This is a genomic window from Brassicibacter mesophilus (assembly GCF_050433385.1).
In the GTDB taxonomy this organism is placed as follows: domain Bacteria; phylum Bacillota; class Clostridia; order Tissierellales; family Proteiniboraceae; genus Brassicibacter; species Brassicibacter mesophilus.
This window is the reverse complement of the sequence record NZ_JBNPXI010000016.1, coordinates 15,254-30,842: the sequence shown is the minus strand read 5'-3', so window position 1 is coordinate 30,842 and position 15,589 is coordinate 15,254. Positions and strand designations below refer to the sequence as shown.

The window sequence follows — 15,589 nt, the reverse complement described above, 5'->3', positions numbered from 1 at the left end:
AATTACACAAATCTTCGATTTGTTGTAAGTCACTTAGCTTCTTCATCAATCGCATAGTTCCTAGATTGGTTCAACTATAATTCAGCTGGAGAGAAGATTCCATCTGAATTAAGTTTCACTGTATTTACCTAATAGTTTTCTCAAAATCTTCATCGTATGAACGTTCTATTTTGTTTATATTCCATGTACCAAACCAAATTTATATAAATAGAAAGGGGATAGTTATGAAGGTTGCTATAGTTATGGGTAGCGATTCAGATTTACTAGTAGTAGAAAGAGGTCTTAGAATACTGAAGGAGTTTGGAGTTGATACAGAGGTAAGAGTTATATCTGCCCACAGAACTCCAGATAAAGCAGTTGAATTTGGTAAAAGCGCTGAAGATAAAGGGATTGAAGTAATAATAGCTGCAGCAGGAAAAGCAGCTCATCTTGGTGGAGTATTGGCAGCGGTAACCACTATTCCTGTTATTGGACTTCCTATTAAATCATCTACACTTGATGGTTTAGACTCATTATTGTCAATTGTACAGATGCCAAAAGGAATACCAGTTGCCACTGTAGCTATAGATGGAGCTGAAAATGCAGCCATTCTAGCAGTACAGATGCTTTCATTAAAATACGATGAACTCAAGATAAAGCTAATTAAATATAGAAAAAAAATGGCTGAGCAAGTTGAACAAAAAGACATAGAATTACAACAAAAATTAAAATAGAACGGGGGAAATAGTGATGAAAAAGCTTGAAATGTTATATGAAGGAAAAGCAAAAAAGGTGTTTAAAACTGAGGATGAAAAAAGATATATAGTTGAATACAAGGATGATGCTACTGCATTTAATGGAGAAAAGAAAGGCACTATCGTTGGTAAGGGAGTAGTAAACAACAAAATGTCAGCTTTGCTTTTCAAGATGCTTGAAGAAAAAGGGGTACCTAATCACTTCGAAGAGTTGATAAATGATAGAGAAATGATAGTAAAAGCGGTTAAAATACTTCCATTAGAAGTTATAGTTAGAAATATTGCAGCAGGTTCACTAGCCAAAAGACTTGGGTTGGCAGAAGGAACTGTACTCAAAAGCACTGTATTAGAATTTTGCTACAAAGATGATGAGCTTGGTGACCCAATAATAAATGAATATCATATAGAAGCTATTGAGCTTGCTACAGATGAACAAATAGATATTATAAAAGAATATGCCCTTAAGGTAAATGAAATATTGGTAGATTTCTTTGGTCAAAAAAATATGAAGCTTGTAGATTTCAAGCTTGAATTCGGAACTTATGATGGAAAGGTTATATTAGCTGATGAGATATCACCTGATACATGTAGACTTTGGGATAAAGACACAGATAAGAAGCTTGACAAGGATAGGTTCAGAAGAGATTTAGGAGATGTTGAAGAAGCTTATGAAGAAGTACTAGGAAGACTTTCCTAATAGAGGAGGTGGAAATATGAGAAGTGCTTTTATAACTGATGACAAATTGAAAGAAGAGTGTGGAGTTATCGGAGTATATTCGAACAGTGAAGAAACTGTATCTGATATGATCCATTATGGACTTTACGCACTACAGCATAGAGGTCAAGAAAGTGCTGGAATAGCTGTAAGTAAGGATGGTGTAATTAATTATCACAAAAACATGGGACTTGTTTCCGAAGTATTTACCCAAGAAAACCTTGATGAGCTAAAGGGAAATACAGGAATAGGACATGTTAGATATTCAACTACTGGAGACAGTCTTGTAGCAAATGCACAGCCACTAGTTGTAAAATATAAGAATGGAAGTATTGCACTTGCTCATAATGGAAATCTCGTGAATGCTGATAGCTTAAGAGAGATACTTGAGGATGAAGGAGTTATATTCCAGACAACAAATGACAGCGAGGTTGTAGCCAATCTAATAGCAAGATACCACAAAGACGGAATTGAAAAAGCGGTAAAAAGAGTTATGGAAGTATTAAAGGGTTCATATGCTTTGGTAATATTAACAGATAACAAGCTGATAGGTGTACGAGATAATCAAGGGATAAGGCCACTATGCTTAGGAAAGATAAATGATGGATATGTTTTGGCCTCTGAAAGCTGCGCGTTAGACACTATGGGCGCTGAATTCGTAAGAGATATTGAACCTGGCGAGATGGTTATTATAGATGAAAATGGTGTTCAAAGCATCTTTAATGATAAATGGTGTAAAAAAAGACTTTGCATATTCGAAATTATTTATTTCGCAAGACCGGATAGTAAAATAGATGATATAGGAGTGTATGCAGCAAGAAAAGAAGCAGGAAAAATACTAGCAAGAGAATACCCAGTAGAGGCAGATGTGGTTGTTTCCGTACCTGACTCTGGTACATCTGCCGCAATAGGATATGCAGAAGAATCAGGAATTCCTTATAGTATAGGACTAATAAAAAACAAATATGTGGGTAGAACATTTATTCAACCAAATCAGGCACTTAGAGAACAAGGAGTAAGGCTTAAGCTAAATGTTTTGAAGGAAAACATTGAAGGAAAAAGAGTAATATTAGTAGATGATTCAATAGTAAGAGGAACGACTAGTAGAAGAATAGTTGACATGCTTAAAAATGCAGGAGCCAAAGAAGTTCACTTAAGGGTTAGTTCACCACCGGTTAAATATTCATGCTATTTTGGAATTGATACTCCAAATAGGAGACATCTTGTTGGAGCCAACAAAAGCATAGAAGAAATTAGAGACATGGTAAATGCAGATAGTTTAGGATATTTATCACAAGAAGGACTTGTGAGATCTACTGGAAAAAATGTCGGATACTGTACTGCGTGCTTTAGCGGAGATTATCCAATGGAAATTCCCAGAGAACGTATAGAATAATAGGAGGCGGTATCATGGATAATGAAAAAATAACCTATAAAAATTCAGGGGTGGACGTGCATGCAGGCTATGAAGCAGTCAAGCTTATGAAGCAGCATGTTAACAAAACATTTACTAGTGGAGTTCTATCTGGGTTAGGCGGTTTTGGAGGTCTCTTCTCTATTGATAAAGATAGATATGATGAGCCAGTATTAGTTTCAGGAACTGATGGGGTTGGAACAAAGCTTATGATAGCTTTTATGATGGATAAGCACGATACAATAGGTGAAGATTGTGTAGCTATGAGTGTCAATGATGTTCTGTGTCAAGGAGCTGAGCCATTGTTTTTCCTTGACTATATAGCTACTGGAAAGCTACATCCTGAGAAGGCAGCAAAAATAGTAGAAGGCATAGCAAATGGCTGCGTTAAGGCAGGGTGTGCGTTAATCGGAGGAGAAACAGCAGAAATGCCTGGGCTGTATAGTGAAGGTGAATATGATGTAGCAGGCTTTGCCGTAGGAATAGTTGATAAAGAGAACATAATAAATGGTTCAGATATTACTGAAGGAGATGTACTGATAGGACTTCCTTCAAGTGGGTTACACAGTAACGGCTTTTCGTTAGTAAGAAAACTATTATTTGATATTAAAAAGCTAGACATTAACCAATATATTGATGAGCTTGGCTCGACTATTGGAGAAGAATTGATAAAGCCTACTAGAATTTATACTAATCCGCTAATTGAGCTTATAAAAAAGTTTAAGATAAAAGGAATTAGCCATATAACAGGTGGAGGTTTTTATGAAAACATACCTAGGATGATACCAGAAGGTCTTATGGGGATTATTGATAGAAGCAGTATAGAAATACCTCCTATATTTAACTACATTAAAAAACTAGGAAATATTGATATTGATGAGATGTACTCTACATTCAATATGGGAATAGGTATTGTTATGGCTGTGGCTAAGAATGATGCGGATGACATTATAAAATTTTTAAAAGATAGTCATAATGATGGTCATATTATTGGTGAGATAATAAAAGGAGAGGGTGGCATAAAGATATGTCACAAGTAAAAATTGGTGTATTAGTATCTGGTGGAGGAACAAATTTACAAGCACTGATTGATAATATAGATAATGGAAATATTAGAGGAGAAATAACTGTAGTCATAGCTAATAGAAAAAATGCTTACGGTTTAGAACGTGCTAAAAACAAAGGAATACCATCAGTTTATATAGATAGAAAAAAATTTGAAAATGATATTGATTATGATAGAGAAATAATAAGGATACTAGATGAACACAATGTAGAGCTAGTTGTTTTAGCAGGGTATTTAAAGATATTAAGTGAAGAACTAATAAATAAATTCAGAAACAGAATAATTAACATCCACCCTTCTTTGATACCAAGTTTTTGTGGCAAAGGATTCTATGGAGAAAAGGTTCATAAAGCAGTGCTTGAATATGGGGTGAAGATTACAGGCGCTACAGTTCATTTTGTTGACTATGAAACAGATAGTGGGCCTATAATACTTCAATACACTGCTGTAGTTAATGATAATGATACTGTAGAATCTTTACAGAAAAGGGTATTGGATATAGAGCATAAAGCTTTGACTGAAGCAGTTAAATTGTTTTGTGAAGGTAGACTTAATGTTGAAGGAAGAAATGTTTTAATCAATAGATTTAGTTAATTAAGTTCAAAAGCATAATCATGCCATGAAGAGTTTGAGAAAATTAGGTAGGGAGTGTTATAGATGAAAAGAGCATTAATAAGTGTTTATGACAAAACAGGAATCGTTGAATTTACAAAAAAACTAGTAAGCTTAGGATGGGAAATCATATCAACAGGAGGTACATCCAAGAAACTCAATGAAGAAGGTATTGATGTTATCGACGTTTCAGATATTACTGGATTTCCAGAATGTTTTGACGGAAGAGTAAAGACACTACATCCTAGAATCCATGGTGGACTATTAGCTCTTAGAGATAATAAAGAACATACAAGCATGATGAATGAGCTTAATATTCAGCCTATAGATATTGTAGTTAACAATCTATATCCTTTTAAGCAGACAATTTTAAAAAAAGGTGTAACTCACGAAGAAATAATCGAAAACATAGATATTGGTGGTCCTTCAATGCTAAGAGCAGCAGCAAAGAATTATAAATTTGTTTCAGTTATAGTTGATCCTAGTGATTATGATACTGTCTTAAATGAGTTAGAGCATAGGGGTGAAGTTACAGAAAAGACAAAAGAATATCTTGCAGCAAAAGTATTTCAGCATACAAGTAGCTATGATGCATTGATTTCGGATTACTTTAATAAAAAAGCTAAAATAGAGCTTCCTGATGCAATAACTATAACTTTTGAAAAAAAACAAGATTTGAGATATGGAGAAAATCCTCATCAAAAAGCGGCATTTTATACAGAAATTAAAGATATAAACGGGACTCTTTGTGATGCTATACAGCTTCATGGAAAGGAACTTTCATACAATAATATCGGAGATACAAATGGGGCTTTGGAAATATTAAAGGAATTTGAAGAGCCAACAGTTGTAGCAGTAAAGCATGGCAATCCATGTGGAGTAGGAAGTGCAGATACTATAGAAGAGGCATTTATTAAAGCATATGAAGCAGATAATATCTCTATATATGGAGGAATAGTAGTTGCAAACAGACAAATAGATGAGAATACTGCAAAGCTGATAAACGCTATATTCATAGAAGTAGTTGTAGCTCCTTCGTACACAGATAAAGCCATAGAAATATTAGGCTCAAAGAAAAACATAAGAGTATTAAAACTTTCTGATATAACTAAAAATGATTATATAAGCTATGACATGAGGAAGGTTTTAGGCGGAATTTTAGTTCAGGATAGAGACACTAAGCTCTTAAACGGAGAGTTTAAAGTTGTAACAAAAAGAAAGCCTACAGAAGATGAAATCAATGATTTATTATTTGCTTGGAAGGTTGTTAAAAACACAAAATCTAATGCAATAGTACTTGCTAAAAATAGTGGAACAGTAGCAGTGGGACCAGGTCAGGTAAGTAGAATATGGGCGCTTGAAAATGCTTTGAAGCAAGGTGGAAATAGCGTAAATGGAAGTGTAATGGCATCAGATGCATATTTTCCATTTCCTGATTGTGTAGAAGAAGCGGCTAAGGCTGGAATTACTGCAATTATTCAACCAGGTGGCTCTATAAGAGACGAAGAATCAATAGAAGCTGCTGACAAGTACGGTATTGCAATGGTGTTTACAGGGATAAGACATTTTAAGCATTAAGTTATTCAATCGACATCTTTAAACACTAAATTTCTCGGGAAATGACACGCATCTACAAATGAACTTCAAATCTAAATTCTAAAGGGGATGATATGATGAAAGTTCTTATCATAGGTAGTGGAGCCAGAGAGCATGCTATTGTATGGAAAATAGCTCAGAGTAAAAGAGTATCAAAAATATATTGTGCACCAGGTAATGCAGGAATACAGCAGGTAGCAGAATGTATAAACATAAAAGATGATGATATAGAAACTCTTGTTAGTTTTGCATTAAAAGAAAAAATAGAGCTTACTGTAGTTGGACCAGAAGTTCCTCTAGTACATGGAATAGTTGACAAATTTCTTGAAAACGGATTAAAAGTTTTCGGTCCATGCAAGAAAGCAGCTATGCTTGAAGGTAGTAAAAGATATTCAAAAGAATTTATGGACAAGTATGACATTCCTACAGCAAAATTTAGAAGTTTTACAAGTACAAAACAAGCATTAGAAGGATTAAGTGAGTTCAATTACCCACTGGTAATTAAAGCTGATGGATTAGCAGCAGGAAAAGGTGTAGTGATATGTCAAAATGAACAGGAAGCAAAGGATACAATCAATAGCATGCTTGAGAATAAGAAGTTCGGAGAATCCGGAAATGAAATAGTTATTGAAGAGTTTTTATATGGAACTGAAGCATCACTATTATGTTTTGTAAATGGAAACAAGATAATACCAATGGAAAGTGCCAGAGATTATAAGAGAGTATTTGATGGAGATAATGGCCTTAACACGGGCGGTATGGGATGCTTTTCACCTAATACTATTTTTACTGAAGAGCTAGAAAAACGAATAAAAGCAGATATATTAGATAGAATCATATATGGATTTGATGGAGAAAGTATAGATTTTAGAGGGGTGCTGTTTATCGGGCTGATGATTACTGTTAATGGGCCTAAGGTTATAGAATTTAATGTTAGAATGGGAGATCCTGAGACTGAGGTTGTGCTTCCTAGACTAGAAAGTGATATAGTTGATATTTTTGAAAAAACTATTGATGGAACTTTAGAGTCAAGTGATTTGAAATGGTTAGACAAAAAATGCGTATGTGTTGTAGCTGCGTCAGGTGGATACCCTGAAAGTTATGAAAAAAACAAAGTTATAACTGGACTTGAAAATGTTGATAAAGATGTAATGGTTTTTCATGCAGGAACTAAAAGAATAGAAGATAAAGTACTTACAAATGGCGGAAGAGTTTTAACAGTAACTGCATTAGCAGATACAATAGATGAAGCAAGAAGAAAAGCGTATAGAAATATAGGAAAAATAAACTTTGATGGAATGCACTATAGAAAAGACATTGCAAATTAGCAAGAGGGGAAGGTGCTTGCTTTTTAGGATAATAGCTTGAATAGTATAAAAAAATGCTCCTTTCTGGATTTAATCTTACTTAGATTTTTCCAGAGAAGAGCATTTTTTTCGCGAGAGTTTAGATTATTTTCATTATCTATTTTAGAGGTTTATCTTTATCTTAACTTCATTTCTTTCCCAACAAATTCATCCCATGAGCTTACTATTTTCCTTATAATCTGTGGTCCTATTTTAGATATTATAACAATTTGTGAATTTGTCTCACTATTATCTGAAGGCTTGTAATCTATCCTCTTATTAACTACATCTACTTGATTCCATCCATCATCAAGCTTAAAGAAGCCTTTTATTCTATAGCTATCTTCCTTGATAATGTCTAAAAACCTAGTTAATTGTTCTTTGGTTACTTCTCCCTCAAATGTAAGACTTAGAGTTTTAGGCTTATTTTCTGGAGTGTTTGTTGTATCTTCAGATTCTATCCATTGGTTTTTCATAAGGTCTTCTTCTAAAAAATTATAGTCAAGCTTCCCAAATACTGATGTTTGAATATCAACCTTATTATTAATGCTTTTGATTTTCTCGATTATTTTAGCTAATGTATCTTGATCAATTAAATCAACCTTGCTTATAACTGCTAGATGGCAATGCTTTAATTGTCTTTCAACAGTTTCTAAATCTTCTATTTGGTCAAGGAAGTTAACTCCGTCTATTATACATATTGCACCTTTATATTCATATATTTTACCTTTTACAGATTCCACACCAGCTAATACTTCTCCGATGTTTGAAGGGTCAGCAAGTCCAGAACTTTCAACAAAAAGATAGTTTAAATTTTGATCTGCCATTTCTATCATTGCTTGAACAAATGACAGTTTTAAGCATGAGCAGAATATTGAGCCCCTATTTATTTCAACAAGCTCCATACCTTCTTTTTTTATAATAGTTCCATCTATACCAATTTTACCGAATTCGTTCATTATGACTCCGACTTTTTTTCTAGACAGATCATCTAGTATATTAGTTAAAAAGGTAGTCTTTCCAGCTCCAAGAAAACCTGTAAGTAGATATAAGTTTGTTTTTTGACTCATATTATCACTCCTTGTATTTAAATAAAGATATATGAAAATGCATTAAATAGATAACCAACGATAATTATTCCTAAAGCTACTATAGTTATAAAAATACCCAATAATTTAGGTTTTACTACTTTACTTAACATAATCATAGAAGGGAGTGAAAGTGCAGTTACTGCCATCATAAATGATAAGACTGTACCAACTCCAACTCCTTTTCCAAATAAAGCTTCAGCTATAGGTATAGTTCCAAATATATCCGCATACATCGGTATACCAACTATTGTAGCTAAAAGAACAGCGAAAGGATTATTATCTCCAACTACTGTTTCTATAATTGATTGAGGGATCCAGTTATGAATCGCAGCTCCAATACCCACTCCAATCAATATATATAGCCATACTTTACGGATTATATCATTAACTTGGCTTCTAGCATAAGAGATTCTCTGCTCTCTAGTCATCTCATCAACTTCAGCATCAACATTTTCTATTCCCCATACATATCCTTCAACATATTTCTGTAACTTTAACTTATCAATAATAGTTCCTCCTAAGACTGCTATTATTAATCCTACAACTACATAGGCTATAGCAATTTTAGCTCCAAAGAACGACATTAAAATTAACAAAGATGCTAGATCTACCAATGGTGAGGATATCAAGAAAGAAAAAGTAACACCTAGTGGAAGTCCTGCAGATGTAAATCCAATAAATATAGGAATACTAGAACAACTACAAAATGGTGTGACAGTGCCCAATAAGGCTCCAAATATATTTCCTTTTATTCCATTAAATCTGCCAAGAATCTTCTTTGTTTTTTCGGGAGGAAAATAGCTTTGAATATATGAAATGATAAAGATAAGTACTGATAAAAGTATAAAAATCTTTATTGTATCATATATAAAAAAATGTATACTTCCCCCAAGCTTACTTTTAATAGATAAACCAAATAGATTTTCTACTAATAGTCTTACTAACTCATATAACCAAGTCATTTTTAATAGTATATCGTTAAGACCGTTAAAAATTAAAGATAATATATTCATAAATTTCACCTTCTTTTTTTTATGGAAAGCATAGACAATTCCTAATTGTCTTCTTACTTATTATTTTTTACACAGAGATAGGTATTTATTTGCATCAACAATTTTTTCAAGATCACCTTTTAGGACCGGGTATTTTTCTATATTATCCGATATACTCTGTATAATTTTTTTAAAAAGCATATCATCTGAATCTAGGTAATATGATATAAACTGACCTTTTCTTTCATCCTTAACCAAACCTATGTCTCGTAATTTCGAAAGATGTTTAGAAACATTTGGTTGAGATAAACCTGTTATTCCGCATATCTCACAGACACATAACTCTTTGTTGGCAAGAAGCATAATAATCCTTAGGCGAGTTTCGTCTGATAATACTTTAAATAAATTTGTTAATTCGTTCATTAAATCACTCCTTTCTAAATTGATGGTTACTGATAAATAAGTAATAAAGCAGGCATGAGGAAGTTCAACAACACATGAACATATAACTACATAAGCATATATTAATAATATAACTATTATATTTATATGTCAATATGTTTTATTAAAAGAAATAATCAAAATAATCTTGAAAATTCCAAATTGTAATTTTGTGAAAAATAATATAGCTTAACAGTAAATGGATTACATAGTATAATATTCATAATAATAAAGATTAGCTTTATATTTCATTAACAATAGCTAAAGTAATTCTATATTATAAATACCACTGTAAAAGATGAATATTTACTTGAAGATGAAATACACCCATGGTGAATGTTAGAAAAAACGTAGAATAGTGAGAGGTGAGCATATTAAATGAGAAAAAAAGAATATATAACAATATTTATTTCATTAATATGTATTTTAGTTGCATTTTTTTCAATAGTCAGATCGAACAGGGTCGATAGAATTGTAAAAATAATGAATGAATATGATAATGTTGATAAGATTGTTATCAAAACAAGTACAAATAATATTTCAATTACTGATCAAGAAAAACTCAAACACTATAAGACGAACTTAGAACCTGATTCTATTTTAGAAAATCAAAAAAAAGATATAAATAATAGTCTTGACAAAAAAGTTCTCGAAATTGAATTCTTTGTAAATGATAAAGTACTATTTACTGAGGAAATTTATTTATTAAATGATGACACACAAGCAACAGACTACTTTATGATAAATGACTCTAAATATATTGCAAAAGTTCATAACTTTTATAGAGAACTACATATCCAAGACAATGCTATATTTGATGATATTTTAATCATAGATTAAAATTAACATTAAATAAATACGTTGATGAAACTATAGAGGCTATCTTAAGCTTTCTGTAAGTTAAAATCTTAAGATTTTTTTGTATTGACAGTTGTATTATAAAAGAATATTATATAGCTATATCAATATATATCGATATAGCTATATAAGCATATATCGATATCAAGTATAATATATCTACAGCTGTTAATTATTAGAGTTAGGAGGTATGTTTATGAACATTAAAGTTTTAGGTACTGGATGTGCAAATTGCAAAAAGTTAGAAAGCAACACAAAAGAAGCGGTTAAGCAACTAGGCATTGAAGCAACTGTTGAAAAGGTAGAAGATATACCAAGTATAATGAAATATGGGGTAATGAAAACTCCAGCATTAGTAGTAGATGAACAAGTCAAAATAATGGGAAGAGTTCCAAGTTCTGATGAGATAAAACAATACTTAGTCTAGCAATATATTTGATAAAAGGAGTAAGGACTTCTATTTTATAGAGTAGGACTTACTTTTTTTAGTTTTCTAGAGTATATTAATTATAAATAGAGAAGATCTATTCAATTTAAATTTTGATATTAAAATATAACAAAATGTATTAATATTTATATTCTTAAAACATATTGACAGTCACAAAAAAAGCTAGTATCCTAAATATAGACACATAGAAATGTATCGATATATGAGAGGTGAAAAAATTGGATGAAAAAGTAGAAATATTTAAGGCATTATCTGATAAAAATAGGATGCTTATACTTGAAATGCTTTCATGTGGAGAAATGTGTGCATGTGACATAATGGATGGCTTGGAATTGACTCAGCCCACAATATCACATCATATGAAGGTCTTGCAGCATGCAGGTTTAGTAGATGGAAATAAAAAAGGAAAATGGATGGTATATTCTATTAATAAAACAAAAGTAGATGAACTGTGTGATTTTATAAAACACTTAACAAGCTTCAAAGAGGACTGTATATGCAAAACAGTAAATAGCTGTTGTAATTTTGAAGAGTAAAAAGGAGGTCTAATATGTCAGAAAAACAACAAAAACAAAGTGAAGGTTTAGACTTTTTTGGAAGGTATCTGACTGTATGGGTCGCATTATGCATAGTAGTTGGAGTTGGAATAGGGCAGCTTATTCCTATAGTACCGCAGACATTAAGCAAATTTGAATATGCTAAGGTTTCAATCCCAGTTGCTATACTTATTTGGCTTATGATTTATCCAATGATGATAAAGATAGATTTTTCGAGCATTGTAGAAGCTACAAAAAAGCCAAAGGGATTAACGGTGACATGTGTTACAAACTGGTTAATTAAACCTTTTACTATGTACATTATAGCAGCATTTTTCTTGAAGGTAGTATTTAAATCTCTGATATCAGCAAACCTAGCATCAGAATATTTAGCAGGTGCAGTATTATTAGGGGCAGCTCCATGTACAGCTATGGTTTTTGTATGGAGTCATTTAACAAAAGGTGATCCAGCATATACTTTAGTTCAAGTTGCGGTAAATGATCTTATTTTATTGCTTGCTTTCACACCAATAGTAGCTTTCCTACTAGGAGTAAGTAATGTTGCAGTGCCTTATGATACACTATTCTTATCAGTTGTATTATTTGTTGTTATTCCATTAGCAGGTGGATATTTTTCAAGAAAATATATCATTAAAAGCAAAGGATTAGATTACTTTGAAAATGAATTTTTAAAGAAATTTAGTAATGTAACAATAATAGGGTTATTACTAACTTTAGTTATAATATTTTCATTTCAAGGAGAAGTAATATTGAACAACCCGCTTCATATTGCACTAATTGCAATACCTCTTATAATACAAACATTCTTTATCTTTATAATAGCGTATGGATGGGCTAAAGTTTGGAAGCTTCCTCATAATATTGCTGCACCAGCCTCTATGATAGGAGCAAGTAATTTCTTTGAATTGGCAGTTGCAGTTGCAATATCGTTATATGGACTTCAATCAGGAGCAGCTTTAGCAACAGTAGTTGGTGTATTAGTTGAAGTGCCATTGATGTTAACACTTGTGAAAATTGCAAATAGAACTAGACACTGGTTCCCAGAAGTAAAAGCAGGGAAGTAAAGGAGGCGCCAATATGAAGAGAAAAATAGCATTTGTATGTATTCACAATTCCTGCCGTTCTCAGATGGCTGAAGGATGGGCTAAAAAGCTTGGTAGTAATGTATTAGAAGCTTACTCAGCCGGCACAGAAAAATATCATGAGGTAAAGCCCGGAGCTGTACAGGTTATGGAAGAAGTAGGAGTAGATATGAGTGAGCACTATCCAAAGCTATTAACTGATATACCTGAAGAGATAGATATTCTCATAACTATGGGTTGCGGAGTAGTATGTCCTTATGTACCATGCAAATATCAAGAAGATTGGGGACTTGAAGATCCGTCAGGTGGATCTATTGAAGACTATAGAAGGACAAGAGGCATCATCAAGGAAAAGGTTGAAGAGCTAATTAGACGAGTACAAAATAGTGAAATACAGTCAAACATGTGTAAAAAATAAGCAACAAAAAGCAAGCAAGAATCATTTCTGCTTGCTTTTTTGCATTCTTTTTGATTCAAATATAAAATAGGTATACAAAATTTGAACAAAAAACTTTCAAATGTTGTATATTTATGTAATTAAATAAATTATTTATAATAAAGACGTGGTGATGATAAATGAAAATAAGTGATAGGCTAATTAAGGTTTACAATTATTTGAAAATTCACAATAAAACATCTATTGAAGAGATATGTACGCACCTAGATATTTCACAGAGAAGCGCTAGATATGAAATTGATAATATAAACTATATTTTACAAAAAGTTAATCTTAAGGAAGTTGAGAAATTGCCAAAAGGAGAATTGAGATTTTATCCTGATAAAAATATCTATGCACTTTTTGAAGAACTTACAAAGGTTGAGGCAGTTTCTAAAGAAGAAAGGATCAGTTTTTTGATATTAAAGCTTTTAATTGATGGAAAGATTAATGTTTCCAAAGTAAGCAGGCAACTTGATGTTAGCAGAAGCACTATAAAAAATGACCTTAAATGTATTGAAGAGATTTTTATAGAAGATGATATAAAGCTTATAAATAATAACGTTGTTGCATTAGAAAATGATATTAGAAGATGTTTACTTAAAAACTATTATTCTATGCTTGGGGAGTTTTATCATATAGAAGATGAAACTATGAGAAATGTGAGTAAAGTCAAACAGCTAATTTATCAGTATATAGAAAACATAGATATAGGATCAGTAAAGGTATTTGTTGAATCGTTAGGAACTAGCTTTGACATTAAGGATAGTAAATTTTATGAGCTTATATTTGCTTATTTAATCATAAGTTATTTAAGAATAAAAAAAGGATACAAAGTGAAAAGTATCTCAAATAAAGCGTTTCTCAAAAGCACATCTGAATATAAGCGATTATTAAATATTATAGACAGCATGAAAAATATACGGGAAGAAAATGAGATATTAATGCTAACTGATTACATTCTGGGCTTTGTATCATATGAGTATAATACCCTAATATTTGAAAATTGGATTAAAATCACAATACTTATCAAAGAGATAATATCATTTGTAGATAAATATATCGAAGAGGACATAATAAACGATGATATTTTAATAGAAGGATTATTAAATCATATTAAACCAACAATATATAGATGCAAGAAGAATCTAAGTATAGAAAATGAAATATATTTTGAATCTATAGAAGGATATCCAGAGTTATTTAACATTGTAAAAAAAGCTTTATCAAAGCTAGAAAAGCTTATAGGTAAGGAATTGTGTGATGCAGAAGTGGCACTAATTACAGTACATTTTTTAGCCTCAATAAGACGAAATGAAAATAAAAGACAAGATAAAAAGCGAATTCTGTTAATCTGTGGTGGTGGTTATGGCACTTCTAGTCTTGTTAAAAATATACTTGAACAAAACTACGAAGTAGAAATAGTAGACAATATATCATGGCTTCAAATTTTAGACTATAATCTAAAAAACATAGACTTAATAATAAGTACAACTAAAATAAACAAAGACATTAGTATAAAAATCGATATACCAATGGTATTGATTACACCATTCTTTACCTTTAAAGATGATGAAATCCTTAAAAAGTATAACATTAATAGAAAAAAAACAGAAGATAAAATTTCGTTAGTTAAACTATTAGAGGTTATAAAAGAGAATACAGTTATAAAAGATGAAGAGAAGCTTAAAAATGATCTTTTAAAAATAATTTATAAGGACAAGAAGCATATAGAGGATATAAACCATCAAACATTGTTTGATAAGCTAAGAGATGATCAAATTGAAATCACAAGCGAAATTAAGGATTGGCAAACTGCATTAAAAATATGTGGTGGAAAATTAATCAAAACTAATGAAATAAAACAAGAATATTTAGACGAGATATTTAATGTCATAGATACATTTGGAGCATATTTTGTTTTAACAAACAATGTTGCAATACCTCATGGTCAATCAAAAGAAAACGTCAACACATCATGTATGAGTATATTATATATAAAAAAAGGTGTCATATTTCCAGGGGACAAGCTAGTAAAGTTACTGATACTAATTGCATCTTCTGAAAAAAATATCTTAATAAAAACAGTAGAAAAAATAAATTCATTAGCACAAAAAGATAATCTATATAAAGAATTAGACGAGGCTAAAAGCAAAAAAGAAATTATAGATTATCTTAGAGACAAGGCTGTATAGAAGGGG

The 15,589-nt window shown here is 31.6% G+C and carries 16 protein-coding genes; 13 read left to right on the top strand and 3 right to left on the bottom strand.

The annotated features are described in order from the left end of the window. The first annotated feature begins 224 nt into the window (after positions 1 to 224). The 7 genes from purE (at position 225) to purD (ending at position 7,465) form a co-directional block, all read left to right on the top strand. The gene (gene purE, locus HNR33_RS15425) at positions 225 to 713 is read left to right on the top strand and encodes a 5-(carboxyamino)imidazole ribonucleotide mutase (RefSeq protein ID WP_429084945.1); all 489 of its coding nucleotides are present in this window, start codon (positions 225 to 227) and stop codon (positions 711 to 713) included. Positions 714 to 729: 16 nt separating this feature from the next. Beyond that, entirely contained in the window at positions 730 to 1,431 is a 702-nt protein-coding gene (gene purC, locus HNR33_RS15420) for a phosphoribosylaminoimidazolesuccinocarboxamide synthase (RefSeq protein WP_429084944.1), read from the top strand. Between the two features lie 16 nt (positions 1,432 to 1,447). Further along, the gene (purF, locus tag HNR33_RS15415; RefSeq protein WP_429084942.1) at positions 1,448 to 2,845 is read left to right on the top strand and encodes an amidophosphoribosyltransferase; all 1,398 of its coding nucleotides are present in this window, start codon (positions 1,448 to 1,450) and stop codon (positions 2,843 to 2,845) included. Positions 2,846 to 2,859: 14 nt separating this feature from the next. Continuing rightward, the gene (purM, locus tag HNR33_RS15410) at positions 2,860 to 3,903 is read left to right on the top strand and encodes a phosphoribosylformylglycinamidine cyclo-ligase (RefSeq protein ID WP_429084941.1); all 1,044 of its coding nucleotides are present in this window, start codon (positions 2,860 to 2,862) and stop codon (positions 3,901 to 3,903) included. Further along, on the top strand, positions 3,891 to 4,523 hold the full coding sequence (gene purN, locus HNR33_RS15405) for a phosphoribosylglycinamide formyltransferase (RefSeq protein WP_429084939.1): 633 nt from the start codon (positions 3,891 to 3,893) through the stop codon (positions 4,521 to 4,523). The genes purM and purN overlap by 13 nt, the downstream gene beginning before the upstream one ends. 63 nt (positions 4,524 to 4,586) lie before the next feature. Next, the gene (purH, locus tag HNR33_RS15400; RefSeq protein WP_429084938.1) at positions 4,587 to 6,119 is read left to right on the top strand and encodes a bifunctional phosphoribosylaminoimidazolecarboxamide formyltransferase/IMP cyclohydrolase; all 1,533 of its coding nucleotides are present in this window, start codon (positions 4,587 to 4,589) and stop codon (positions 6,117 to 6,119) included. A gap of 95 nt (positions 6,120 to 6,214) precedes the next feature. Next, positions 6,215 to 7,465 carry a phosphoribosylamine--glycine ligase gene (purD, locus tag HNR33_RS15395; RefSeq protein ID WP_429084936.1) on the top strand — a complete coding sequence of 417 codons (1,251 nt, stop codon included), beginning with the start codon at positions 6,215 to 6,217 and terminating at the stop codon, positions 7,463 to 7,465. A gap of 155 nt (positions 7,466 to 7,620) precedes the next feature. Here purD and HNR33_RS15390 read toward each other — a convergent pair whose 3' ends face one another. The 3 genes from HNR33_RS15390 to HNR33_RS15380 are packed head-to-tail and all read right to left on the bottom strand — an operon-like array spanning position 7,621 to position 9,989. Next, positions 7,621 to 8,553, bottom strand: coding sequence for a CobW family GTP-binding protein (locus HNR33_RS15390; protein WP_429084934.1), 933 nt, complete (start codon positions 8,551 to 8,553; stop codon positions 7,621 to 7,623). Between the two features lie 17 nt (positions 8,554 to 8,570). Beyond that, entirely contained in the window at positions 8,571 to 9,587 is a 1,017-nt protein-coding gene (locus tag HNR33_RS15385) for a permease (protein ID WP_429084932.1), read from the bottom strand. A 60-nt stretch (positions 9,588 to 9,647) separates the two neighbouring features. Beyond that, a complete protein-coding gene (locus HNR33_RS15380; RefSeq protein ID WP_429084931.1) occupies positions 9,648 to 9,989 on the bottom strand; it encodes an ArsR/SmtB family transcription factor in 342 nt (113 codons plus the stop codon). A 396-nt stretch (positions 9,990 to 10,385) separates the two neighbouring features. Between HNR33_RS15380 and HNR33_RS15375 the strand changes: the two genes are divergently transcribed. From HNR33_RS15375 to HNR33_RS15350, 6 genes are all read left to right on the top strand, one after another. Continuing rightward, positions 10,386 to 10,847, top strand: coding sequence for a hypothetical protein (locus HNR33_RS15375; RefSeq protein ID WP_429084929.1), 462 nt, complete (start codon positions 10,386 to 10,388; stop codon positions 10,845 to 10,847). A gap of 214 nt (positions 10,848 to 11,061) precedes the next feature. After that, positions 11,062 to 11,292, top strand: coding sequence for a thioredoxin family protein (locus tag HNR33_RS15370; RefSeq protein ID WP_429084927.1), 231 nt, complete (start codon positions 11,062 to 11,064; stop codon positions 11,290 to 11,292). Positions 11,293 to 11,531: 239 nt separating this feature from the next. After that, a complete protein-coding gene (locus tag HNR33_RS15365; RefSeq protein WP_429084925.1) occupies positions 11,532 to 11,849 on the top strand; it encodes an ArsR/SmtB family transcription factor in 318 nt (105 codons plus the stop codon). Between the two features lie 14 nt (positions 11,850 to 11,863). Then, positions 11,864 to 12,934, top strand: a complete 1,071-nt coding sequence (gene arsB / locus HNR33_RS15360; RefSeq protein WP_429084923.1) for an ACR3 family arsenite efflux transporter — start codon at positions 11,864 to 11,866, stop codon at positions 12,932 to 12,934. Positions 12,935 to 12,947: 13 nt separating this feature from the next. Continuing rightward, positions 12,948 to 13,370: an arsenate reductase ArsC gene (locus HNR33_RS15355; protein WP_429084921.1), complete on the top strand. Its 423-nt coding sequence runs from the start codon at positions 12,948 to 12,950 to the stop codon at positions 13,368 to 13,370. A gap of 158 nt (positions 13,371 to 13,528) precedes the next feature. Continuing rightward, positions 13,529 to 15,583, top strand: a complete 2,055-nt coding sequence (locus HNR33_RS15350; RefSeq protein ID WP_429084919.1) for a BglG family transcription antiterminator — start codon at positions 13,529 to 13,531, stop codon at positions 15,581 to 15,583. The last annotated feature ends 6 nt before the right edge of the window (positions 15,584 to 15,589 follow it).

Excerpts from the sequence above, each read along its gene's own strand:
- purH (WP_429084938.1), top strand. The coding sequence starts at position 4,587 with ATGAAAAGAGCATTAATAAGTGTTTATGACAAAACAGGAATCGTTGAA.
- HNR33_RS15380 (WP_429084931.1), bottom strand. The coding sequence starts at position 9,989 with ATGAACGAATTAACAAATTTATTTAAAGTATTATCAGACGAAACTCGC.
- purF (WP_429084942.1), top strand. The coding sequence starts at position 1,448 with ATGAGAAGTGCTTTTATAACTGATGACAAATTGAAAGAAGAGTGTGGA.
- purE (WP_429084945.1), top strand. The coding sequence starts at position 225 with ATGAAGGTTGCTATAGTTATGGGTAGCGATTCAGATTTACTAGTAGTA.
- purN (WP_429084939.1), top strand. The coding sequence starts at position 3,891 with ATGTCACAAGTAAAAATTGGTGTATTAGTATCTGGTGGAGGAACAAAT.
- HNR33_RS15370 (WP_429084927.1), top strand. The coding sequence starts at position 11,062 with ATGAACATTAAAGTTTTAGGTACTGGATGTGCAAATTGCAAAAAGTTA.
- purM (WP_429084941.1), top strand. The coding sequence starts at position 2,860 with ATGGATAATGAAAAAATAACCTATAAAAATTCAGGGGTGGACGTGCAT.
- purD (WP_429084936.1), top strand. The coding sequence starts at position 6,215 with ATGAAAGTTCTTATCATAGGTAGTGGAGCCAGAGAGCATGCTATTGTA.
- HNR33_RS15355 (WP_429084921.1), top strand. The coding sequence starts at position 12,948 with ATGAAGAGAAAAATAGCATTTGTATGTATTCACAATTCCTGCCGTTCT.
- purC (WP_429084944.1), top strand. The coding sequence starts at position 730 with ATGAAAAAGCTTGAAATGTTATATGAAGGAAAAGCAAAAAAGGTGTTT.
- HNR33_RS15350 (WP_429084919.1), top strand. The coding sequence starts at position 13,529 with ATGAAAATAAGTGATAGGCTAATTAAGGTTTACAATTATTTGAAAATT.
- HNR33_RS15375 (WP_429084929.1), top strand. The coding sequence starts at position 10,386 with ATGAGAAAAAAAGAATATATAACAATATTTATTTCATTAATATGTATT.
- arsB (WP_429084923.1), top strand. The coding sequence starts at position 11,864 with ATGTCAGAAAAACAACAAAAACAAAGTGAAGGTTTAGACTTTTTTGGA.
- HNR33_RS15390 (WP_429084934.1), bottom strand. The coding sequence starts at position 8,553 with ATGAGTCAAAAAACAAACTTATATCTACTTACAGGTTTTCTTGGAGCT.
- HNR33_RS15385 (WP_429084932.1), bottom strand. The coding sequence starts at position 9,587 with ATGAATATATTATCTTTAATTTTTAACGGTCTTAACGATATACTATTA.